Raw genomic sequence first — 21,289 nt, forward strand, 5'->3', positions numbered from 1 at the left:
ACTCACGACCGGTCCTCGACCGTTGGTCCAGCGAAGCACTCGAGGATGCCGCAAGACGGGGAGGTGAGAGCACCTCCGTTCGGCGTGAGGAGTGCGTGATGCGCAAGGTCGTTTCCCGGGACGGCACGACGATCGCTTACGAGAAGACGGGCGACGGCCCGCCGATCGTGCTCCTGAACGGCTCGTTCCGCGACCACACCATCTTCGACGCGCTCGTGCCGGAACTGGCGCCGCACTGCACCACGTACGTCTACGACCGCCGCGGGCGCGGCCAGAGCGGCGACAGCCCGGAGTACGCCGTCGGGCGCGAGATCGAGGACCTCGAGGCGGTGATCCAGGAGGCCGGCGGATCGGCGGTGGTGTTCGCCGGGTCGTCGGGAGCCAACCTGGCGGTCGAGGCGGCGCTCGCCGGCGCCCCGATCTCGAAGCTGGCGCTGCACGAGCCGTTCTACCGGGTCGACGGGTTCCCCAAGCCGCCGTGGAACGTGGCCAAGACGCTGCGTGTCCTCATGGAGGAGGACCGGCGCGAGGAGGCGGTCGAGTACTACCTCGGCAGCTTCCTGGGCCTCACGCCGGACACGGTCGCGCAGTGGCGGCAGGGCCCCATCTGGGCCGTGAACGAGGCGAACGCCCACACCCTCGCCTACGACCTGGCGATCTGCGGCGACTGCACCGTCCCGGCCGAGCGGCTCGCCGGGTACACGACGCAGACCCTCGTCCTCAACAGCTCCGGCACCAGCGAGTGGCTGCGGGCGGCGGCGCGGGCGACCGCGGCGGCCCTGCCGGAGGGGCGCTCGCTGGAGCTGCCCGGTTCCTGGCACCGGATCGACATGGACGTGCTCGGCCGGACCCTGGCCGAGTTCGCGACCGCCTGAACACCGCGCGGACCGCGGACCGCACGCCCGTCGCACACTCCGTCGCGCCGTCCCACGTCCCACGTCGTCCCACGTCCAGGAGGGCACCATCGTGACCACAGCTCACGACCCGGCCACCGGGGCCACCGTGTGGCTGACCGGGTTGCCGAGCGCGGGCAAGTCCACGCTCGCCCGTGCCGTCGCGCAACGGCTGCGCGTCGCCGGCCGCCGGGTCGAGGTGCTCGACGGTGACGAGATCCGCGCGTTCCTGTCGGCGGGCCTCGGCTTCGGCCGCGCGGACCGGCACACCAACGTGCAGCGCATCGGTTTCGTCGCCGAACTGCTCGCCCGCAACGGTGTGACGGCGTTGGTCCCGGTGATCGCGCCGTACGCGGACAGCCGGGAGGCCGTGCGCGGGCGTCACGAGGCGAACGGCACGGCGTACGTCGAGGTGCACGTGGCCACGCCCGTGGAGGTGTGTTCGGTGCGCGACGTGAAGGGCCTGTACGCCAAGCAGGCCGCGGGCGAGCTGACCGGCCTCACCGGGGTCGACGACCCCTACGAGGTTCCCGAGACACCGGAGCTGCGGATCCGGACACAGGGCAGGTCGGTGGCCGACACCGCCGCCGTACTGCACACCTTTCTGACCGAGAGGGGCCTGGCATGACGGTTGCGGCGCAACCCCTGATCACGGTGGCCGAGGACACCGCGGCAGTCCCGCACCTGGACGCCCTCGAATCGGAGGCGGTGCACATCTTCCGGGAGGTGGCGGGTGAGTTCGAGCGGCCGGTGATCCTGTTCTCCGGCGGCAAGGACTCGATCCTGATGCTGCACCTGGCGCTGAAGGCGTTCGCGCCGGCGGCGGTGCCGTTCTCGCTGCTGCACGTGGACACCGGGCACAACTTCCCCGAGGTCCTGGAGTATCGCGACCGCACGGTCGAGCGGCACGGGCTGCGGCTGCACGTCGCCTCCGTGCAGGACTACATCGACCGCGGTGTGCTGCGCGAGCGCCCCGACGGGACCCGTAATCCGTTGCAGACGCTGCCGCTGACGGAGCGGATCCAGGCGGAGAAGTTCGACGCGGTCTTCGGCGGCGGGCGCAGGGACGAGGAGAAGGCGCGGGCCAAGGAGCGGGTGTTCTCGCTGCGGGACGAGTTCTCCCAGTGGGACCCGCGCCGCCAGCGTCCCGAGCTGTGGAACCTCTACAACGGCCGGCACGCGCCGGGCGAGCACGTCCGGGTCTTCCCGCTGTCGAACTGGACCGAGCTGGACGTGTGGCAGTACATCGCCCGCGAGGGCATCGAGCTGCCGCAGATCTACTACGCCCACGAGCGCGAGGTCTTCGCCCGCTCCGGCATGTGGCTGACGGCCGGTGAGTGGGGCGGGCCGAAGGACGGCGAGACGATCGAGAAGCGGCGGGTGCGTTACCGCACGGTCGGTGACATGTCCTGCACCGGTGCCGTCGACTCCGGCGCCGACACCATCGAGAAGGTCATCGCGGAGATCGCCGTCACCCGGCTCACCGAGCGCGGTGCGACGCGGGCCGACGACAAGATGTCCGAGGCCGCGATGGAAGACCGCAAGCGCGAGGGGTACTTCTAACCATGACCAGCACCCAAGAGCCCGTCGAGCCGGTGTCGGTGTGGCAGTTGTCGGAGTCGACGCTGTTGCGGTTCGCGACCGCCGGGTCGGTCGACGACGGCAAGTCCACGCTGGTCGGCCGGCTGCTGCACGACTCCAAGTCGGTCCTCACCGACCAGCTCGAGGCGGTCGAGCGGGCCTCCGCCAGCCGCGGCCAGGGCGCCCCGGACCTGGCGCTGCTCACCGACGGTCTGCGGGCCGAGCGTGAGCAGGGCATCACCATCGATGTGGCCTACCGCTACTTCGCCACCCCCCGCCGCCGCTTCATCCTGGCGGACACGCCGGGGCACGTGCAGTACACGCGGAACATGGTCACCGGCGCCTCCACCGCCGAACTCACGGTGATCCTGGTGGACGCCCGCAACGGCGTCGTCGAGCAGACCCGCCGCCACGCCGCGATCGCCGCCCTGCTGCGCGTCCCGCACGTCGTCCTCGCCGTCAACAAGATGGACCTGGTGGACTACCAGGAGTCCGTGTTCGCGGCGATCGCCGAGGAGTTCACGGCGTATGCCACCGAACTGGGCGTGCCCGAGGTCACCGCGATCCCCATCTCGGCCCTCGCCGGGGACAACGTGGTGGAGGCGTCGTCCGTCATGGACTGGTACGGCGGCCCCACCGTCCTCGAACACCTGGAGACCGTGCCGGTCAGCCACGACCTGGCGCACTGCCACGCCCGGCTGCCGGTGCAGTACGTGATCCGGCCGCGCACCGCCGAGCACCCCGACTACCGCGGCTACGCCGGCCAGATCGCCGCCGGCACCTTCCGCGTCGGCGACGAGGTCACCGTGCTGCCCTCCGGCCGCACCTCGACCGTGTCCGGCATCGACCTCCTCGGCACCCCCGTCGAGGCCGCCTGGACACCGCAGTCGGTGACGCTGCTGCTCGAGGACGACATCGACATCTCCCGCGGCGACCTGATCGTGCCCCGCGAGGACGCCCCGGCCACCAGCCAGGACGTCGAGGCCACCGTCTGCCACGTCGCCGACGCACCCCTCACCGTCGGCCACCGAGTCCTCCTCAAGCACGGCACCCGCACGGTCAAGGCCATCGTCAAGGACATCCCCGCCCGGCTCACCCTGGACGACCTGTCCCTGCACCCGCACCCCGGACAGCTCGTCGCCAACGACATCGGCCGGGTGAAGATCCGCACCGCCGAGCCGCTGCCCGCCGACTCCTACGCCGACTCCCGACGCACCGGCTCCTTCATCCTCATCGACCCCGCCGACGGCACCACCCTCACCGCAGGCATGGCCGGCGCCAACCGGATCGGCCGACCGTGACCACCGGGCGCCGGCGGGCCGACGGGAGGAATCCGTCCGTGTCCGCCTCCTTCGCCCTCCTCCGTGCCCTGGCGGCCCTGCTGGCCCTTCCGCTGCTGTCCCTGACGGCCTGCGGCTACGGGTCCCAGGCGAGGGACTCGGGTGCGGCGAAGATCGCGGCCGGTGCCGAGAAGACCGACGGTCTCGACTCCGTGCGGATCGGGTACTTCGGCAACATCACGCACGCCACCCCGCTGGTCGCGAACCAGAAGGGCTTCTTCCAAAAAGCGCTGGGCGGCACCGAGGCCAAGTACGCGGTCTTCAACGCGGGCCCGTCCGAGATCGAGGCGCTGAACTCCGGTTCCATCGACATCGGCTGGATCGGCCCGTCCCCGGCGATCAACGGCTACACCAAGTCCGGCGGCAGGAACCTGCGCATCATCGGCGGCTCCGCCTCCGGCGGCGTGAAGCTGGTGGTCAACCCAGACAAGATCAAGACCCTCGACGACGTCAAGGGCAAGCGCATCGCCACCCCGCAGCTCGGCAACACCCAGGACGTCGCGTTCCTGAACTGGGCCGCCGAACAGGGCTGGAAGGTCGACGCGCAGAGCGGCAAGGGCGACGTCACCGTCGTCCGCAGCGACAACAAGGTCACCCCGAACGCCTACAGGTCCGGTTCCGTCGACGGCGCCTGGGTGCCCGAGCCGACCGCGTCCCGGCTGGTCGCCGAGGGCGGCAAGGTCCTGCTCGACGAGTCGGCACTGTGGCCGGACGAGGAGTTCGTGATCACGAACATCATCGTGTCGCAGAAGTTCCTCAAGGAGCACCCCAAGGCCGTCCAGGCAGTCCTCCAGGCGTCGGTCGACACCAACGCCTGGATCACGGCCAACCCGGACGAGGCGAAGGCCGCGGCCAACGCCCAGCTGGAGAAGGACTCCGGCAAGGCCCTGCCCGCCGACGTCCTGGACCCGGCGTGGGAATCGATCAGGGTCACCGACGACCCGCTGGCCGCCACCCTCGACGCCGAGGCGGACCACGCCGTGAAGGCCGGCCTCCTCGAGCAGCCCGACCTCAACGGCATCTACGACCTCACCCTGCTCAACAAGGTCCTCAAGGCCAAGGGCAAGCCCCCGGTCGACGACGCCGGACTCGGCGTCGAGTAGAGCACCCACCCGGAACCCGACCACCCAGGAGGTGACGACCATGGCCACGACCACGACCGCGCCCATCGCCGAAGGAACCCGGTCCACACTCGACCGCGGGCCCTCCGGGGCGGCCCCGGCCCAGAGGAGCGGGGTGGCGACGGCCGCCTGCGCCGCCCGGATCGAGCACGTCTCGAAGTCCTTCGCGGGCCCCGCCGGGCAGCAGCTCGTCCTGGACGACATCACCCTCGATGTCGCCCCCGGCGAGTTCGTCACCCTCCTGGGCGCATCCGGCTGCGGCAAGTCCACCCTGCTCAACCTCGTCGCGGGCCTCGACAGACCCACCACCGGCGACATCACCACGGACGGATGCCCCGCCCTCATGTTCCAGGAGCACGCCCTGTTCCCCTGGCTGACCGCGGGCAAGAACATCGAACTCGCCCTGAAACTGCGCGGCGTGCCCAAGGCGGACCGCCGCGACAAGGCCGAGGAACTGCTCGAACTCGTCCGCCTCAAGGGCGCGTACGGCAAGCGGGTGCACGAGCTGTCCGGCGGTATGCGCCAGCGCGTCGCGATGGCCCGCGCGCTCGCCCAGGAGAGCAAGCTGCTGCTGATGGACGAGCCCTTCGCCGCGCTCGACGCCATCACCCGCGACGTCCTGCACGACGAGCTGACCCGCATATGGCGCGAGACGCAGCTGTCCGTCCTCTTCGTCACCCACAACGTCCGCGAGGCCGTACGCCTGGCCGAACGGGTCGTCCTGCTGTCCTCCCGCCCCGGACGCGTGGCGCGCGAGTGGACGGTCGGCATCCCGCAGCCGCGCCGCATCGAGGACACCGCCGTGGCCGAGCTGTCCGTCGAGATCACCGAGGAACTGCGTGGGGAGATCCGCCGCCATGGCCAGCACTGAGCCCCGCATCGAGGAGCGCGCCGACCTGGCGGGGCTGGAGGCGGGCCTCGACGCCCTGGAGACCCGGCAGCGGATCCGTACCCCGTTCCGGCAGACCCTGGTGGAGAAGGTCCTGCCGCCCAGCGTCGCCGTGCTCCTCGTGCTGGCGGTGTGGCAGGGCCTGGTCTCTTTCAAGATCGTCGACGATCCGACCAAGCTGCCCGCCCCCTCCGACGTGTGGGACATGGTCCACCAGGCCTGGCTCCAGGGCGAGTTGCTCGGCTACATCTGGACCAGCGTCTCCCGCGGCCTGCTCGGCTTCTGCTTCGCCCTCCTCATCGGCACCCCGCTGGGACTCCTCGTCGCCCGCGTGAAGTTCGTCCGCGCGGCCATCGGCCCCATCCTCTCCGGCCTCCAGTCCCTGCCGTCGGTGGCCTGGGTACCGCCCGCCGTGATCTGGCTGGGCCTGAACAACACGATGATGTACGCCGTCATCCTCCTCGGCGCCGTGCCCTCCATCGCCAACGGCCTCGTCTCCGGCGTCGACCAGGTCTCCCCGATCTTCCTCCGCGCCGGCCGCACCCTCGGCGCCACCGGACTCAAGGGCACCTGGCACATCGTGCTGCCCGCCGCACTGCCCGGCTACGTCGCCGGCCTCAAACAGGGCTGGGCCTTCTCCTGGCGCTCCCTGATGGCCGCCGAGATCATCGCCTCCTTCCCCGACCTCGGCGTCGGCCTCGGACAACTCCTCGAGAACGGCCGCAACGCCAGCGACATGGCCATGGTCTTCGAAGCCATCCTCCTCATCCTCACCGTCGGCATCGCCATCGACCTGCTCATCTTCAGCCCGCTCGAACGCTGGGTCCTGCGCAGCCGCGGCCTGCTGGTGAAGGGCTGAGACACGGCGTGTCCGCGCCGCCTCCAGCCGTGCTCGACGCGTCGGCTGCCGGTTCTCGAGCGGTGCCCAGCAGGGTGACGGTGACCGGCCGGCCGGCGAAACGGAGACCGACATGCGGATACGGCACAGGAGGCGGACGTGACGCGCCGCGTCGCGGTGGTGGGCGCCGGTGCGGCGGGGGCGCTGACGGCGGTCCAGCTGATGCGGCGGGCCGAACGCGCCGGACGCGACACCCGGATCTGGCTGATCGACCCGGCCCCGCACACGGGCCGCGGGGTCGCCTACGGCACCTCGGACCCCCGCCATCTGCTCAACGTGCCCGCCGCCCGTATGAGCGCCTTCCCCGACGATCCCGGGCATTTCCTGCGCACGGTCGCCGGCCGGTACCCGCACGTCGCGCCCGGTGACTTCGTCCCCCGCCGGGAGTACGGGCGCTACCTGGGCGACCTCGTCGAGGAGACCGCGCGGCAGTGCCGGTACGCCCGTCTGCACCGGGTGCGGGAGCGGGTCGTGGCCGTCCGGGACTGTTCCGGCGGGCCGGTGCTGCGCCTCCTGGGCGGGGGTGAACTGCGGGTGGACGGCGCCGTACTGGCGCTGGGCGGCCTGGGTCCCGAGCACGCCTGGGCGGGGCCCGCGCTCCGGGCGTCCGGGCGTTTCGTCGGCGACCCCTGGGCGCCCGGGGCCCTCGGCGGTCCGGCCACGGAAGGGGACGTCCTGCTCGTCGGCACCGGTCTGACCATGGTCGACCTGGCCGTCACCCTGGCCCGCCCCGGCCGGGTCCTGCACGCCGTGTCCCGGCACGGGCTGCTGCCCCGGGAGCACCTGCCCGTCGCGGGCGCGCCGGCCGAGCCTCCGGAGCTGGACGCCGCCCACGGTCTGGACGCGCTGCGCCGCGGCGTGCGGCGGCACCTGGCCGCCTGCCGTCGTGCGCGCGGGGACTGGCGGCCCGCGATGGACGGGCTGCGTCCGGTGACGGCGGCCCTGTGGCGGCAGTTGTCCCCGGCCGACCGCCTGCGCTTCCTCGAGGAGGACCTGCGGACCTGGGAGGTGCACCGCCACCGCGTCGCGCCCGCGACGGCGGCCGCGCTGCGCGCGCTGCGGGCCGCCGGCCGGCTGCGGGTGGCCGCCGGTGAGGTGGTGGGGGCCGTGCCCGGCGAGGACGCGGTGACCGTGGCACTGAGCGACGGCAGGAGGCTGCGGGTCGGCGCGGTCGTCGCCTGCACCGGAGCGCGTACGGACCCGCGCCGCACGGACGATCCGCTGGTGCGCTGCCTGCTGGAGCGCGGCTGGGCCCGCACCGGCCCGGCCGGCCTCGGCCTCGACACCGGCGACGACGGGCGGTTGGTGCCCGCGGCCGGGGTCCCGGCCGCGCGGCTGTGGACGCTCGGGGCCGCCCGGCGCGGCAACCTCCTGGAGACCACCGCCGTACCGGAGATCCGGACGCAGGCCGCCGAGGTCGCCGGCGCGGTGTGGGAGGCGCTCGCCTCCCCTCCGGCCGCGCCCCGCACCCGACGACGGCCGCGTACGGCTCCCGAAGCGGCCCTGCGCCGGTAGACGTGCGGTCCGGCACCTCGGTCCGGCCCCCGCTCGGTTCGGCCTCCAGCCGGGCTCGACGCATCGCCCGCCGGTCCTTGAGCCGGGTCCACCAGGGTGGCGGTCAACGGGTTGGCCGGCGAAACGGAGACCGTCATGCGCACACCGCGCGCGTCCGCCATGAGCGCCGTCGGCAGGAGCCTCGGCGAGGGCCTGATGTGGATGGGGTTCGGCTGGTACGGCACGCAGCCGCCGCACCCCTGGAGCGGGTACGCGATGCCGCCCGCCGAGCCGCCGTGCCTGCCCCCGCAGTCGGAGCGGGAGTTCGCCCGGTGGACGGCCCCGTCCACGCCCCTGTAAGGACCGAGGACAAGGAGAACAGGGTGACCACCACCGGGTCGGCCACTGCGCGTGTTCCCGTGCCCAAGCGGCGCATACTCAAGCTGTTCCTCCCGTACCGCCGGAGCCTGCTGTTCGTCGCGTTCCTGGTCGTGGCGTCCTCCCTGGTCTCCCTCGTCAACCCCTTCCTGATCCGCGAGATCATCGACGTGGCGCTGCCCCAGGGCAGGACCGGGCTGCTGTCCGCGCTCGCCCTGGGCATGGTCGTCGTGGCGGTCGCGAACAGCTCGTTCAACGTGTGGCAGACCTATCTGTCCGCCAAGGTCGGCCAGCTCGTCATGCACGACCTGCGCACCGCCGTCTACTCCCACCTCCAGCGCATGTCGCTGGCCTTCTTCACCCGGACCCGCACCGGTGAGGTCCAGTCGCGCATCGCCAACGACATCGGCGGGATGCAGGTGACCGTGACGACCACCGCGACGGCGCTGGTGTCGGACGTGACCACCGTCATCACCACGGTCACCGCCATGGCCCTGCTCGACTGGCGTCTCACGCTGGCGTCGCTGGTCGTCCTGCCGGGCTTCGTCTGGGTGAGCCGGCACGTCGGGGACGAGCTGCGCGTCCTCACCCGGGCGCGGCAGCGCCAGTTCGCCGACCTGTCGTCGAACGTGCAGGAGTCGCTGTCGGTCAGCGGCATCATGCTCGGTCACACCATGGGCCGTTCCCGCTCGCTGAGCGACGCGTTCGCCGGGCAGTCCCGCAAGCTCACCGACATCGAGGTCCGCGCGAGCACGGCCGGCCTGTGGTACCAGTCGACGATCTGGATCGTCATGGCGGCCATGCCCGCGGTGATCTACTGGGTGGCGGGGCTGGCCTCCAGCGGCGGCCGGATGTCCATCTCCATCGGCGCGCTGGTCGCGTTCGCCACCCTTCAGCAGATCCTGTTCCGTCCGGCGCAGCGGCTGCTGACCATCGGTCTGGACATCCAGAGTTCGCTGGAGTTGTTCGGACGCATCTTCGAGTACCTCGACCTGCCCGTCGACGTCGCCGAGCCCGAGCGGCCGGTGGTGCCGGCCGCCCTGCGGGGGGAGGTGCGGCTGCGCGGCGTCGGTTTCCGCTACGCGGGTGCCGAGCGGCCGACGCTGGAGGGCGTGGACGTGACGGTGCCCGCCGGGCACAGTCTCGCCGTCGTCGGGGAGACCGGCTCGGGCAAGACCACGCTGAGCTACCTGATACCGCGGCTGTACGACGCGACGTCCGGCACCGTGACGATCGACGGCGTCGACGTGCGGGACCTGTCGTTCGACACGCTCGCCGCCGCCGTCGGCGTCGTCTCCCAGGAGACGTACCTCTTCCACGCGACGGTCGCGGAGAACCTGAGGTTCGCCAAACCCGGCGCGAGCGACGAGGAGCTGGTCGCGGCGGCGCGGGTGGCGCACATCCACGACTACCTGATGTCCCTGCCCGACGGCTACGACACGGTGGTCGGCGAGCGCGGCTACCGGTTCTCCGGCGGCGAGAAGCAGCGGCTGGCCATCGCCCGCGCCATCCTGCGCGACCCGCCCGTCCTGGTGCTGGACGAGGCCACCAGCGCGCTGGACACGCGCACCGAGCTGTCCGTGCAGCAGGCCGTCGACGCGGCGAGCGCGGGGCGCACCACGATCACGGTCGCGCACCGGCTGTCGACCGTCCGCAACGCCGACGAGATCCTCGTCCTGGACCGGGGGCGCATCGCCGAGCGCGGCACCCACGACGAACTGCTCGCCCTCGACGGCCACTACGCCACCCTGGTGCGCCGGGACACCGAGATGGCGGTCGTGTAGGCGGTCGTGTAGGCAGTCGTGCGGGGCGGCCGGAGGGCCGGGCCGCGCGGACCCTTCAAGTCCGCTCGAAGGACGCTGCACGGGGCAGCGGGCTTCGAGCGGATCTGGAGGGGTCGTTGCCTACGCTCCGGCGCATGGAGACCTCGTCTGGCGCAATACCGGCCCCGTCCGGGCTCGACCGGCGCACCCTGCTGCGGGGCGGCGCCGTCGCCTCGCTGGGCGCGCTCGTGTCGTCGTCCTCCGCCTTCGCCGCGCCCCGTGCGGCGGCCCCCGGCGGCCCCGAGCCGTCGGCGGACGGGCTGCTGCTGACCAAGTTCAGGGACCCGCTGCGCACCCCGCCGGTGCTGCGCCCGCGCGGGCGCGGCGACCACGACGAGCTGACCGTGCGGCTGCGCACCGCCGACGTCACCGTGCACTCGGAGCTGGCGCCGGTGCGGATGTGGACGTACGAGGGCAGCTACCCGGGGCCGACGATCGAGGCGGTCCGCGGCCGCCGGCTGCGGGTGGCCTGGGAGAACCGGCTGACGGGGAACATCCCGGTCACCGCCGTCGAGTTCGGCCGGCCCGGCGGCCCCATGGCCGACCCGCTGACCAACTACCCGGGCACCGAGGGCTGCCGGGAGGTGCCCGGGGTGGCGGACCTCGAACCGTGGGCGGCGGTGCACCTGCACGGCATGCTGACCGGCGGCGGCAACGACGGCTGGATGGAGAACCTCGTCGCCCCGGGCGAGGCCCAGCTGTCGGCGTACCCGGACGACCAGGCCGCCACCACGCTCTGGTACCACGACCACACCCACCACGTGAGCCGCTTCAGCGTGTACGCCGGTCTCGCGGGCCTGTACGTCCTGCGCGATCCCGGGGAACGGGCGCCGGACCTGCCCCGCGGCAGGTACGAGGTGCCGCTGGTCCTCAGCGACCGCAACTTCGCGCTGGACGACTCGGGCGCCCTGACCGGGCGTCTGGTGCACAAGGTGGAGATGGTCAACGCGAAGCTCATGCGGGTCCACGCGGCCCCCTACACCCTGGTCAACGGGGTGGTCTGGCCCTACCTCGAGGTCCAGCCGCGCTGGTACCGGTTCCGGATCGTCAACACGGCCAACGCGCGGATCTACCGGCTGATGCTGCTGGCCGACGGCCGGCCCGTGCCCGGGGCCCTCCAGGTCATCGGCACCGACCAGGGACTGCTGGACCGGCCGCGTCCGGTCGAGGGGGCGCTGAACCTGTCCTCCGGCGAACGCGCCGACGTGCTGGTCGACTTCGGCGCGTTCCGCGGCCGGTCCGTGAAGCTGGTCAACACGATGGAGGGCGTCGTGCCCGGCGACTCCAGCGTCCGGCACGACCTGCTGGAACCGGACGTGATGCAGTTCCGCGTCGCCGGCCGCGGCTCCGGCGGCCGGTACACCCCGCCCAGGACGCTCTCGCCCGCCTTCGAGCGGCCCACCCACCACGACCTGCCGCACGGCGAGCGCCCCCGCTGGGTGGTGCTGGTCGGACCGGGAACGGCCGACGTGCCCGAACTGTGGGAGATGGAGGAGGTGGAGCCCGCCGAGGCCGGCGGGATCACGCTCCCGTCCCCCGGGATCGTCCAGGTCGAGGACGCCGCGGGGACGGTGACGACGCTGCGCCGGACCGCCCTGCGCTACGACGACGGCAACGCGTTCACCGCGGCGCACGGCGGCGTGGAGGTCTGGAAGTACCTCAACCTCGCGGCCTCTCCGCACCCCATGCACATCCACCTGGCCCACTTCCGGGTGCTGTCCCGCGAGAACTACGACGTGACCGGCTTCGACCGGACCGTCCGCGGCACCGCCCGGCCGGCCACCCACATGGGGGCGGCGGAGCTGGAACCGCACGAGCTCGGGGACAAGGACACGATCAGGGTGGGTACGGCCGGTCAGATCGTCCCCGGCCCGAACGGCACGCCGGGCGAACTGGTCACCGTGCTGGTCCGTTTCCCGGTCGTGGGCAGGGGTGTCCACCACTGCCACATGCTGGAGCACGAGCAGCACATGGTGCGCCCCCTGGTCGTCTCCCCGGCGGCCCACCGGCACGCGGGCAGTCACCACTGACCCTGACACGGCCAGGCCGCGGACACGACGAGTGCCCGCGGCGGTGGTCGGCGCGGGCACTCGGGGACCGGTCGGGCGGTGCGGTCAGGCGGCCTTGCGGACGATCTCCACGGCACCGGCGTCCAGCAGGGTCTTCACGGCCGTCTCCCCGCCGTCGACGTCCAGGTCCATGTCGTGGAGCCGGCCGATGACGTTCCGGACGACCTTCTCCGGCTGCGTCTTCTCGGTGCCCTCCCAGACCAGCTCCGGGAAAACGGTCAGATAGACCTTGTCGTTTCCCTGGCTGTAGATGTTCACTTCCATGACGTCACGGAGAGCCATCCGGGCCTTGTAGATCAGGTTGTTCATGCGTGCCACCGACTTTCGGTATCTGTTTTCTGAAGGCTTCCTGACCACACGTACCGACCTCATGATGGTCAGCGGCGGAGAGCTGCGCAATGAGACCCGGAGAATACTCCGTTCAACTGCGGGAAATCCGCGATTGAACGGGCTTGTCAATTGCTTTTGTTTGACAGAAAAAGGCCGCGCTGAGGACCATCGGTACCGTCCGCCCATGCTGTTGGCCGCGTCCCACGAAAAGCATCCGGAGTGCCATGAAAATCCTGTTCATCACCACGGGCAGTCAGGCCACCTACTACGCCGCTGCCCCGCTGGCGACGGCCGCGCGCAACGCGGGCCACCAAGTCATGCTGGCCGCCCACGAACCGTGGGTGGAGACCGCGGAGGCCATCGGCCTCCCCACCTTCTGCTTCACCGTCGACCCGATCCGGCACTTCATGCGGATCACCAACCCGGGCAAGGGCCTGCGCTTCCCCCGGGAGCTGGGCGACGAGGAGATGACCGGGCAGGGCCGCGGCTTCGCGAAGATGGGCCTGGCCGGCGTCGAGTCCCTGCTGGAGCTGTCGAAGGACTGGACCCCGGACGTGGTCGTGGGCAGCTCGCAGAGCTACGCCGCGATGCTGCTCGCCGCCCACCTGAAGGTCCCCTACGTGCGCCATGTCGAGTACCTGGGCATTCCGCTCACCGGCATCGACCCGGGCGCCGAGGCGGAGCTGCGGCCCGAGATGGAGCGCCTCGGCGTGGACGGGCTGCTCAAGCCCGACCTGCTGCTGGACTCGACCCCGCCGTCGCTGCGCCCGGCCCACGACCCGGCCGCGCAGTCGATGCGCTGGATCCCGAGCAACCCGCAGCGCCGCCTGGAGCGCTGGATGTACACCCGCCCCGAGGGGCGCCGCCGGGTGGTCATCACCTCCGGTTTCCGCAGCCTGATGTTCCGCGACCCGGGCTGGTCCATGCCGCTGCTGGTCAAGGAGCTGGAGAAGCTGGGGGCCGAGGCGCTGATCGCGTCGAACCCCGGCGCCGTCGAGCGGTTCGGCGACCAGCTGGGCGACGCGCGCGTCGGCTGGATCCCGATCGACGTCACCGCCGCCACCTGCGACCTGGCGGTCCACCACGGCGGCGCGACCACCGCCACGACGCTCATGGCCAACGGCGTGCCGCAGCTGGTCATCCCGGAGAACCCGCCGGAGTTCCCGCCGAACTACCACCGGGAGGCCATCGCCAAGGCCATCACCGACTTCGGTGCCGGCAAGACGCTGTGGCCGCAGGCGCAGGAGCCCGACAAGGCCCCCGGCGAGGTGATCGCCGCGGCCTGCCGGGAACTGCTGGAGAACCCCAGCTACACCGAGCGGACGCAGCACCTCGCCAAGGAGATCGCGACGCTCCCCACCCCCGCCGAGATCGTGCCCCGGCTGGAGGCGCTGGTCTGACCGCCGGCACCGCGCACGAGGCCGCCCCGGGACCGGGAGTCCCGGGGCGGCCTCGTGTGCGCGGGTGCGGATCAGCGGGCGGCGAGGGCCTCGATGTCGCGCAGCACCTGGTCCGGGGTGGGCAGTGCGGCGGCCGCCGCGGCGAGGGTGCGGGTGCGCTCAGCATACCCCGGGTCGGCGAGGATCTCCCGGCAGGCCGCGACGGTCACCTCGTCCGGGTCCTGCCCGGCACCGGGCCGGTGCGGGTCCACCAGGACGGCCGCGCCGTAGCCGCTGACAGCCTCGGCGACGGCCTTGCCGTAGCCGTTGTCGGGGACGATCACCTGGGGCACGCCCGCGTTGATCAGCGTCATGGCCGTGGTGGCGCCGCCGTGGTGGACCGCCAGGTCCAGGGTGGGGGCGACGACGTCCAGGGGGATCCAGCCGATGCGTACGTGGCCCAGTTCCGCCCCGTACCGCTCGGCGGCCTCCGGCAGCGCGGCGATCAGCACCTCCGCTCCCGCGCCGGCCAGCCCGTCCACCAGCCGGCGCAGCGAACTGCCGGGGGTGTCGAGCATCAGGTTGCGGGTGCCCGCGGTGATCAGCGCCCGGCGGCGGCCCTCGGGCCGGGTGTACATCCACGGCTCGATCCGGCGCTGGCTCACCCGGGGCACCCAGCGCATCGCCCGGCCGTCCGGCGCGCCGGGCGGGCGCAGGGGCGGCGGGCACAGGTCGACGAAGAGGTCGGGCGGCGGCAGTTCGGCCAGGCCGAGGCGTTCCAGCTGCGGCTGGAGCTCCGCCACCGCCGTGCGGTCCCGGCGTGCCATCGGGGCGATGTGCCAGATGTGTCGGACGAAGGGGACCTTGAGGGCCGCGGCGAGCACCCGGGGAACGTGGGAGAGGCCGCCGACGACCAGGTCGGGGGTCCACTGCCGGGTCAGTTCCAGGAGGGCGTCGATGCGGACGGCGGCGGTCATGGCGTCCTGGCCGTAGCGCATGCGCTCGGGGGTGATGCAGACCGCGGGGAGGCCGACGGACTGCGCGGCCGCCATCAGCGGTTCGTCGGCGGCCAGCAGGATCTCGTGCCCGGCGCTGCGGGCGGCCGAGGCCAGGGGTGCGACGCCGAAGACGGCCGCCTGGCTGCCCCCGACGGTGAACAGTATTTTCATGGCTGTGCGCTTCTTCCGTTGACGGATGCGGGGGCGCCCGGGAGGCGGCGCGGGAGGGGCGTTGGGGATGTCGGGGCGGCGTCGGATCAGCCGGCCTGGGCCATCTCCATGACGTACCGGCCGTAGGAGGAGTGCGCGAGGCGGCTGCCGAGCCGGTAGCAGGACTCCTGGTCGATGTAGCCCATGCGCCAGGCGATCTCCTCGAGGCAGGCGATGCGCACGCCCTGGCGGTGTTCCAGGACCTGGACGTAGTCCCCGGCCTCCATGAGCGCGTCGTGGGTTCCGGTGTCCAGCCAGACGAATCCGCGGCCCAGCGGGACCAGCGTGGCCTCGCCGCGCTCCAGGTAGACCCGGTTGAGGTCGGTGATCTCCAGCTCGCCGCGCTCCGAGGGCCGCAGCCGCCGGGCGATGTCCACGACCTGGTTGTCGTAGAGGTACAGCCCGGTGATGGCCATGTTGGTCTGCGGGTTCGCGGGCTTCTCCTCGAGGGCGACGAGTCTGCCCCGCTCGTCGAGGGTGCCCACGCCGTAGCGCTCGGGGTCGCGCACCGGGTAGCCGAACAGGACGCAGCCCTTGATGTCCCGGGCGGCCCTCTGGAGCATGGGCCCGAACTCGTACCCGTGGAAGATGTTGTCGCCCAGCACCAGGGCGACGGAGTCGTCCCCGATGTGGTCCTCGGAGACCAGGAACGCGTCGGCGAGCCCCCGGGGCTTGTCCTGTTCCGCGTAGGTCAGGGTGAGGCCCAGCCAGGACCCGTCGCCGAGGAGCCGCCGGAACATGTCCGAGTCCTCGGGCGTCGTGATGATCTCGATTTCGGTGATCCCCGCCAGCATCAGCGCCGACAGGGGGTAGTAAATCATCGGCTTGTCGTAGACCGGGAGCATTTGCTTCGAGACTCCGAGGGTGATCGGATGGAGTCTCGTGCCATTGCCGCCGGCCAGGATGATGCCCTTCACCGTGGCGCCTCCTCAGTGACTTCGTGCCCGTCAGGCGTGCCCGCACTTTATCGGTGGCCGGCGCCCGCCCGAAAGTTTTCCCGGGGGCCGTACGAATAGCGTTCCTGTTGACAGACTCGGGCCTGCTTACTCAGGCTTGCGGCGTACCCGGTTCAGGCATGCGCATTTACTGTCTTCGTTTAGGTGGACCTGTGGAAATCGAAGATCTGACGCCCGTTCTCGAATCCGGGCAGAGCGCCGGTATCGGCATCATCGGGTGCGCCGACATCGCCGTACGGCGGGCCATCCCCGCGATTCTCCGCTCGCCCTTCCGGCTGGCGGCGGTCGCGAGCCGTTCCCGCGGGAAGGCCGAGGACGTCGCGGCCGGGGCCGGCTGTACGGCCGTCGAGGGGTACGAGCGCCTCCTCGAGACCCCCGGCGTCGACGCGGTCTACGTCCCGCTGCCGAACAGTGAGCACGCCAAGTGGGCCCGGCTGGCGCTGGAGGCGGGCAAGCACGTCCTGCTGGAGAAGCCCGCGGTGCCCGACGGGGACAGTGCCCGGGAACTCGTCGCGCTCGCCGAGGAGCGCTCCCTGGCCGTGATGGAGAACTTCGCGTTCCTGCGCCACCCCCAGCACGAGCAGGCGCGGGCCCTGGTGGCCGACGGGGCGATCGGTGAACTGCGCTCCTACAACGGGGCGTTCGGCATTCCGCCGACCGACCCGGGACAGATCAAGTACCAGGCGGACCTCGGCGGCGGGGCCCTGTGGGAGGTCGGCTGCTACCCGGTGCGCGCCGCCCAGGAGTACCTCGGCGAGTCGGCCCGGGTCCTGGGCGCGGGCCTGAAGTCCGATCCGGAGCTGGGTGTGGACGTCTCCGGGGTGGCGCTGCTGGGCGACGACGAGGGCGTCACCGCCCACTGCGCCTTCGGCCTGTCCCACGGCTACCGGTCGACGTACGACCTGTGGGGCAGCGAGGGGCGGCTGGTCCTGGAGTGGGCGTTCACGCCCTCGCACAGTGCCCGTCCGGTGCTGCGCCTGGAGCAGAGGGACCGCGAGACGCGGATCCTCGCCCCGGCCTTCGACCAGTTCCTCGGCGTGTTCCGCACGTTCCACGACGCCGTGCGCGATCCGGCGGCACGGGCGGTGCACCACCGCGACCTGGTGCGGCAGGCGGGACTGATGGCCGGCGTCCGCGCGCACGCCCTCGGCGCGCGGCCCCGGTGAGAACAACGAACGGACGAGAACAACGCGGAACGGCGGTCGGCACCTGGCTGGGTGCCGACCGCCGTTCCGCGTGCGCTACCGTCCGGCTCCGGCTCCGGCTCCGGCCCGTGCCGCGCCGAGCGGGCGCGGGGGGCACTGCTCCCAGGTGGGCAGCAGTCCCGCCGCCGCGGCCTCGGCGAGGGTGGGTGCCGCGGCGTCCTTGTCCGAGCGGATCGGCGGCTCCGTCAGGTCCCAGGGCAGGGCGAGCGCGGGGTCGAGCGCGTCGACGTCGATCATCGTGCCGGGCTCGTACTCCTGGGAGCACAGGTAGCTCATGCACGTGTCGTCGGTGAGGGCGAGGAAGGCGTGCCCCACCCCGTCGGGCAGGTACACGGCCGTCCCCGTCTCGGGGCTCTGGTGGGTGACGTCGTAGTGGCCGAACGTCGGCGACCCCACCCTCAGGTCGACGGCGATGTCCAGGGCGGCGCCCCGCACGCACGTGACGAACTTCGCCTGGCCCGGCGGGACCTTCGTGCCGTGGATGCCGCGCAGGGTGCCCCGCCGGGACACCGAGTAGTTGACCTGGCGGACCGTGAACTCCCAGCCGGCGCCGGCCAGCAGGGCGCTGGCCCGCACGGACTCGAAGAAGTGGCCCCGCCGGTCGTGCAGGGGCTCGGGTTCGACGCGGTACGCGCCGGGGACCGTCATTTCCGTTGTCAGCACCTGGGGCTCCTCGCGGTTCAGCCGGTGGCCGCCGCGGCGGCCCCGGCCGCCGCCGCGACCCGCTGCCGCATGGAGGCGGTGTCGTTGGTCCGCGGGAACTCCTCCCGCGGGGCGTCGACGCCGAGGAAGTCGCACAGCGGCTCCCAGCCGTCGCGCACGTCGTACACGAGGACGTTGTCCGCGCCCAGGGCGCGCACGACCTCCTCGTTGTGCCGGTGGTAGACCTCGATGGCGTGGTCCTTGTCGGAGAAGCGGCCGCCGAACAGGCCGTCCCAGACCATGGTGGTGGTGACGCGGAACAGCGCGGCCTGCGGGCTGCCGGGCTCCGGCGGGTGCGCGGCGCTGCGCAGGGCGAACTGGTACAGCGTGTCGTGGGTGCTGCGGTACCAGCTCTCGGCGTCGCGCACCGTCAGGATCACCTTGGCGTCCTCGAACGCCTCGCTGATCTGCCGGTAGTACACGGCGCAGGGGCCGTCCACGGCGGAGCGGTAGCCGGCGAAGAGGGCCTGCCAGTCGGGGCTCTCGCCGTCGCAGACGACCCGCTCCCACTGCCGGAGCCGTTCCGCGTCGCCGACGATGTCGAACATGTGGAAGGAGGGGCCGAGGCCGAGCCGGTCCAGGGCCGCCTTGAGCGAGGTCGTGCCGGTCCTGCCGAGGCCGGCGTTGACGATCTTCAGCACGGTGTGTCCCTTCCTCAGCGCCAGGCCGCGGCTTCCTGGCGGGTGGCGACGTTCACCCGGTTCCAGAAGTTGACCAGGCCGATGTGCATGACCAGGGCGCCGAGCTGCTCGTCGGTGTAGTGCCCGGAGGACTTCTCCCAGATGTCGTCCGACGCCATGTCCTGCGGGTCGGTCATCAGCGTGACGGCCTCGGCCATCTCCAGCGCGGCGCGCTCGGCGTCGTCGAAGCAGGACTCGGTGCGCCAGCCGGCCACCCGCGGCAGCCGCTCGTCCGCCGGCTGCCCGGGGCCGTCCGGGAACGTGTACTCGCGGCCGTTGATCTCGCTGACGCGCAGCCGGACCAGGTCGAGGGTGCTCTGCGGTACGCCCACCTTGCCGATGACCTCGGTCAGGTCGAGCAGGGGCTGCAGTGCGCCGGGAACGACCAGGGAGGGATTTTCCATCCGTGGGGTCATCGGGTCTTCTCCTGTGCGGTATGCGTGGACGGGTCGGTTGCTCGCGGCGGGGTCTCAGACCGGGATGCCCTCGACGATCGAGATCGGCGAGCCGGTGGGGACCACCCTGGTGAGCTCGAAGCCGGCCTCGGCGAACAGCGCGGCGTACTCGGCGCGGGTGCGCTCCTGGGCGCCCAGCATGAGCATCAGCCAGAGGTCGACGGTGTGGCCGATGTGCTTCTCGTTGTGCTCCGGGAGCACGTACTCGAGGACGAGCAGCCTGCCGCCGGGGGCGATCGCCTCGCGCGCGTTGCGCAGGGCCGTGACGGCGTCGGCCTCGGAGAAGTCGTGGATGATGTGCTTGAAGAGGTAGGCGTCGGCGCCGGCGGGCAGCTTGCCGAGGTAGCCGCCGTGCTCGATGGTGAGCCGGTCCGCCACTCCGGCCGCCTCGAAGAGCGCCGGCGAGTCCACGGTGGCGACCTCGGAGTCGTACAGCACGCCCTTGGTGTCGGGCGCCTGGCCGAGGATGCCCGCCAGGAGGTTGCCGCGGCCGGCGATGACGTCGACGACGGTGCCGAAGCCGGAGAAGTCGTAGGCGGCCAGGATCGGGTCGGTCTCCGAGGCCGACAGCTCGCCGAACGCCTCGAAGAACACCTTCGCGTAGCCGGGGTTGGCGTGGAAGAAGTCCAGCGCGCCCATGCCGCGCAGCTTGGGCAGGTTGGCCTCGCCGCTCTCCACGGTGTCGTACAGGTGGCCCCACTCCTCCCACAGCGTGGGGTGGTTCATCAGCAGGGCGAAGCCGCGCATCGAGTCCGTCGCGTCCTCGCGGAGCTTGTCGGACAGCGGCGTCTGCTCGTACCGGCCGTCCGGGCGGACGGCGAACACGCCGTGGCCGGTGAGCGCCCGCAGGACGCGGTGGGTGGCCCTGGCGTCGGAACCGACCCGCGCCGCGATGTCCGGGGCGGACAGCGGGCCGTCGGCCAGCACGTCCGCGATGCCGAGCCGGGCCGCGACGGAAATCGCCTGGGTGATCACCGCACCCTGGACGAGGTGCAGCAGTGCATACGATTCGGACTGGTCACGAACCTCGGGCAGCACGGACATGCCATTCCTTTCCCAGCGCCTCTTCTCGCGGATTCCAGACGATAGGCGGGGCCTTCTCAAAACCGCAACCAAGGTATTCACGCAATGACCGGAAGGACGTTCAACCGGGGAATTTGAGCGGTTGAACAGGACGGATCCAGTACCGCTCCAGCGGCATTCCGGCCCCGCTTGTCAAATTGTTCCGGCCCGGCTATATCGAGGAGGCCCCCGTTGCGGCACCTGCGGCACGACAACCCGACCACGGTGGATTTCTGGTTCGACCCGACCTGCCCCTGGGCGTGGCTGACCTCCCGCTGGGTCCTCGAGGTCGCCCGCCTGCGGCCCCTGGAGATCCGCTGGCACCTGATGAGCCTGACGGTGCTCAACGAGGGGCGCACCGACCTGCCCGAACGCTGGCACCGGGACCTGTCCGTACGGATGGAGGCGGTGCGGGTCTGCGCCGCCGCCGAGGAGGCGTACGGCCCCGGGGTGCTGGGCGGGCTCTACACCGAGCTGGGCACCCGGTTCCACCTGGAGGGGGCGCCCAAGGAGCACGCCACCTACGCGGCCGCCCTCACCGCCGCGGGCCTCGATCCCCGTCTCGCCGACGCGGCCGGCTCCGGCGCCCACGACGCCGCGGTGCGGGCCTCGCACCAGGACGCCGTGGACCGGGTCGGCACCGACGTCGGCACGCCCGTGGTGGCGGTGGGGGACGTCGCGTTCTTCGGGCCGGTGGTGTCCCCGGCCCCGCGCGGTGAGGCGGCGACCCGACTGTGGGACGGCGTGCTCGCCGTGGCCGCGACCGACGGGTTCTTCGAGCTCAAGCGCACCCGCACCGGGAAGCCGGTCCTCACCTGAGGCCGGG

Annotated in this window: 21 protein-coding genes; 14 read left to right on the forward strand and 7 right to left on the reverse strand. The window is 72.0% G+C overall.

What is annotated here, in order from left to right:
- Positions 1–98 precede the first annotated feature (98 nt).
- From Sco07f_RS32385 to Sco07f_RS32435, 11 genes are all read left to right on the forward strand, one after another.
- Positions 99–875, forward strand: coding sequence for an alpha/beta fold hydrolase (locus Sco07f_RS32385; protein ID WP_007387476.1), 777 nt, complete (start codon positions 99–101; stop codon positions 873–875).
- Positions 876–966: 91 nt separating this feature from the next.
- Positions 967–1,521, forward strand: coding sequence for an adenylyl-sulfate kinase (gene cysC / locus Sco07f_RS32390; protein ID WP_087793150.1), 555 nt, complete (start codon positions 967–969; stop codon positions 1,519–1,521).
- Positions 1,518–2,456 carry a sulfate adenylyltransferase subunit CysD gene (gene cysD / locus Sco07f_RS32395; RefSeq protein WP_087793149.1) on the forward strand — a complete coding sequence of 313 codons (939 nt, stop codon included), beginning with the start codon at positions 1,518–1,520 and terminating at the stop codon, positions 2,454–2,456. The genes cysC and cysD overlap by 4 nt, the downstream gene beginning before the upstream one ends.
- A gap of 2 nt (positions 2,457–2,458) precedes the next feature.
- Positions 2,459–3,775 (forward strand): sulfate adenylyltransferase subunit 1, encoded by a 1,317-nt coding sequence (locus Sco07f_RS32400; protein ID WP_007387479.1) that lies wholly within the window; start codon positions 2,459–2,461, stop codon positions 3,773–3,775.
- 38 nt (positions 3,776–3,813) lie between these two features.
- Positions 3,814–4,917 (forward strand): aliphatic sulfonate ABC transporter substrate-binding protein, encoded by a 1,104-nt coding sequence (locus Sco07f_RS32405; protein ID WP_108989930.1) that lies wholly within the window; start codon positions 3,814–3,816, stop codon positions 4,915–4,917.
- 40 nt (positions 4,918–4,957) lie between these two features.
- Positions 4,958–5,806: an ABC transporter ATP-binding protein gene (locus Sco07f_RS32410; RefSeq protein ID WP_108989931.1), complete on the forward strand. Its 849-nt coding sequence runs from the start codon at positions 4,958–4,960 to the stop codon at positions 5,804–5,806.
- Complete coding sequence (locus Sco07f_RS32415; protein WP_108989932.1) at positions 5,793–6,683, forward strand: ABC transporter permease; 891 nt, start codon at positions 5,793–5,795, stop codon at positions 6,681–6,683. The genes Sco07f_RS32410 and Sco07f_RS32415 overlap by 14 nt, the downstream gene beginning before the upstream one ends.
- 138 nt (positions 6,684–6,821) lie before the next feature.
- Positions 6,822–8,237 carry an FAD/NAD(P)-binding protein gene (locus Sco07f_RS32420; protein WP_108989933.1) on the forward strand — a complete coding sequence of 472 codons (1,416 nt, stop codon included), beginning with the start codon at positions 6,822–6,824 and terminating at the stop codon, positions 8,235–8,237.
- A gap of 135 nt (positions 8,238–8,372) precedes the next feature.
- Positions 8,373–8,576, forward strand: coding sequence for a hypothetical protein (locus Sco07f_RS32425; protein WP_007389957.1), 204 nt, complete (start codon positions 8,373–8,375; stop codon positions 8,574–8,576).
- Positions 8,577–8,599: 23 nt separating this feature from the next.
- The gene (locus tag Sco07f_RS32430; RefSeq protein ID WP_108989934.1) at positions 8,600–10,378 is read left to right on the forward strand and encodes an ABC transporter ATP-binding protein; all 1,779 of its coding nucleotides are present in this window, start codon (positions 8,600–8,602) and stop codon (positions 10,376–10,378) included.
- A gap of 134 nt (positions 10,379–10,512) precedes the next feature.
- The gene (locus Sco07f_RS32435; RefSeq protein WP_108989935.1) at positions 10,513–12,447 is read left to right on the forward strand and encodes a multicopper oxidase family protein; all 1,935 of its coding nucleotides are present in this window, start codon (positions 10,513–10,515) and stop codon (positions 12,445–12,447) included.
- Between the two features lie 84 nt (positions 12,448–12,531).
- Here Sco07f_RS32435 and Sco07f_RS32440 read toward each other — a convergent pair whose 3' ends face one another.
- Positions 12,532–12,795 (reverse strand): hypothetical protein, encoded by a 264-nt coding sequence (locus Sco07f_RS32440; protein WP_007389945.1) that lies wholly within the window; start codon positions 12,793–12,795, stop codon positions 12,532–12,534.
- Between the two features lie 245 nt (positions 12,796–13,040).
- Here Sco07f_RS32440 and Sco07f_RS32445 point away from each other — a divergent pair, with 245 nt between their 5' ends.
- Entirely contained in the window at positions 13,041–14,216 is a 1,176-nt protein-coding gene (locus tag Sco07f_RS32445; protein ID WP_007389960.1) for a glycosyltransferase, read from the forward strand.
- Positions 14,217–14,287: 71 nt separating this feature from the next.
- On the opposite strand, the gene Sco07f_RS32450 is transcribed toward Sco07f_RS32445, so the two are convergent.
- Both Sco07f_RS32450 and rfbA read right to left on the reverse strand, forming a co-directional pair.
- On the reverse strand, positions 14,288–15,364 hold the full coding sequence (locus Sco07f_RS32450) for a glycosyltransferase (protein WP_108989936.1): 1,077 nt from the start codon (positions 15,362–15,364) through the stop codon (positions 14,288–14,290).
- 86 nt (positions 15,365–15,450) lie between these two features.
- Positions 15,451–16,320 carry a glucose-1-phosphate thymidylyltransferase RfbA gene (gene rfbA, locus Sco07f_RS32455; RefSeq protein WP_087793214.1) on the reverse strand — a complete coding sequence of 290 codons (870 nt, stop codon included), beginning with the start codon at positions 16,318–16,320 and terminating at the stop codon, positions 15,451–15,453.
- Between the two features lie 191 nt (positions 16,321–16,511).
- Between rfbA and Sco07f_RS32460 the strand changes: the two genes are divergently transcribed.
- Complete coding sequence (locus Sco07f_RS32460; protein ID WP_007389961.1) at positions 16,512–17,525, forward strand: Gfo/Idh/MocA family protein; 1,014 nt, start codon at positions 16,512–16,514, stop codon at positions 17,523–17,525.
- Between the two features lie 75 nt (positions 17,526–17,600).
- On the opposite strand, the gene Sco07f_RS32465 is transcribed toward Sco07f_RS32460, so the two are convergent.
- The 4 genes from Sco07f_RS32465 to Sco07f_RS32480 are packed head-to-tail and all read right to left on the reverse strand — an operon-like array spanning position 17,601 to position 20,445.
- Entirely contained in the window at positions 17,601–18,227 is a 627-nt protein-coding gene (locus Sco07f_RS32465) for a dTDP-4-dehydrorhamnose 3,5-epimerase family protein (protein ID WP_174855448.1), read from the reverse strand.
- Positions 18,228–18,244: 17 nt separating this feature from the next.
- Complete coding sequence (locus tag Sco07f_RS32470; RefSeq protein ID WP_108989938.1) at positions 18,245–18,907, reverse strand: sulfotransferase family protein; 663 nt, start codon at positions 18,905–18,907, stop codon at positions 18,245–18,247.
- Between the two features lie 14 nt (positions 18,908–18,921).
- On the reverse strand, positions 18,922–19,362 hold the full coding sequence (locus Sco07f_RS32475; protein WP_007389950.1) for a carboxymuconolactone decarboxylase family protein: 441 nt from the start codon (positions 19,360–19,362) through the stop codon (positions 18,922–18,924).
- A 54-nt stretch (positions 19,363–19,416) separates the two neighbouring features.
- Positions 19,417–20,445 (reverse strand): methyltransferase, encoded by a 1,029-nt coding sequence (locus tag Sco07f_RS32480; protein WP_007389951.1) that lies wholly within the window; start codon positions 20,443–20,445, stop codon positions 19,417–19,419.
- Between the two features lie 210 nt (positions 20,446–20,655).
- On the opposite strand from Sco07f_RS32480, the gene Sco07f_RS32485 reads away from it, so the two are divergent.
- Positions 20,656–21,282 (forward strand): mycothiol-dependent nitroreductase Rv2466c family protein, encoded by a 627-nt coding sequence (locus Sco07f_RS32485; RefSeq protein ID WP_280524575.1) that lies wholly within the window; start codon positions 20,656–20,658, stop codon positions 21,280–21,282.
- Positions 21,283–21,289 lie beyond the last annotated feature (7 nt).

The sequence above is a fragment of the Streptomyces coelicoflavus genome, from assembly GCF_003112555.1.
GTDB lineage: Bacteria > Actinomycetota > Actinomycetes > Streptomycetales > Streptomycetaceae > Streptomyces > Streptomyces coelicoflavus.

Excerpts from the sequence above, each read along its gene's own strand:
- Sco07f_RS32385 (WP_007387476.1), top strand. The coding sequence starts at position 99 with ATGCGCAAGGTCGTTTCCCGGGACGGCACGACGATCGCTTACGAGAAG.
- cysD (WP_087793149.1), top strand. The coding sequence starts at position 1,518 with ATGACGGTTGCGGCGCAACCCCTGATCACGGTGGCCGAGGACACCGCG.
- Sco07f_RS32400 (WP_007387479.1), top strand. The coding sequence starts at position 2,459 with ATGACCAGCACCCAAGAGCCCGTCGAGCCGGTGTCGGTGTGGCAGTTG.
- Sco07f_RS32410 (WP_108989931.1), top strand. The coding sequence starts at position 4,958 with ATGGCCACGACCACGACCGCGCCCATCGCCGAAGGAACCCGGTCCACA.
- Sco07f_RS32415 (WP_108989932.1), top strand. The coding sequence starts at position 5,793 with ATGGCCAGCACTGAGCCCCGCATCGAGGAGCGCGCCGACCTGGCGGGG.
- Sco07f_RS32425 (WP_007389957.1), top strand. The coding sequence starts at position 8,373 with ATGCGCACACCGCGCGCGTCCGCCATGAGCGCCGTCGGCAGGAGCCTC.
- Sco07f_RS32435 (WP_108989935.1), top strand. The coding sequence starts at position 10,513 with ATGGAGACCTCGTCTGGCGCAATACCGGCCCCGTCCGGGCTCGACCGG.
- Sco07f_RS32440 (WP_007389945.1), bottom strand. The coding sequence starts at position 12,795 with ATGAACAACCTGATCTACAAGGCCCGGATGGCTCTCCGTGACGTCATG.
- Sco07f_RS32445 (WP_007389960.1), top strand. The coding sequence starts at position 13,041 with ATGAAAATCCTGTTCATCACCACGGGCAGTCAGGCCACCTACTACGCC.
- Sco07f_RS32450 (WP_108989936.1), bottom strand. The coding sequence starts at position 15,364 with ATGAAAATACTGTTCACCGTCGGGGGCAGCCAGGCGGCCGTCTTCGGC.
- Sco07f_RS32475 (WP_007389950.1), bottom strand. The coding sequence starts at position 19,362 with ATGACCCCACGGATGGAAAATCCCTCCCTGGTCGTTCCCGGCGCACTG.
- Sco07f_RS32480 (WP_007389951.1), bottom strand. The coding sequence starts at position 20,445 with ATGTCCGTGCTGCCCGAGGTTCGTGACCAGTCCGAATCGTATGCACTG.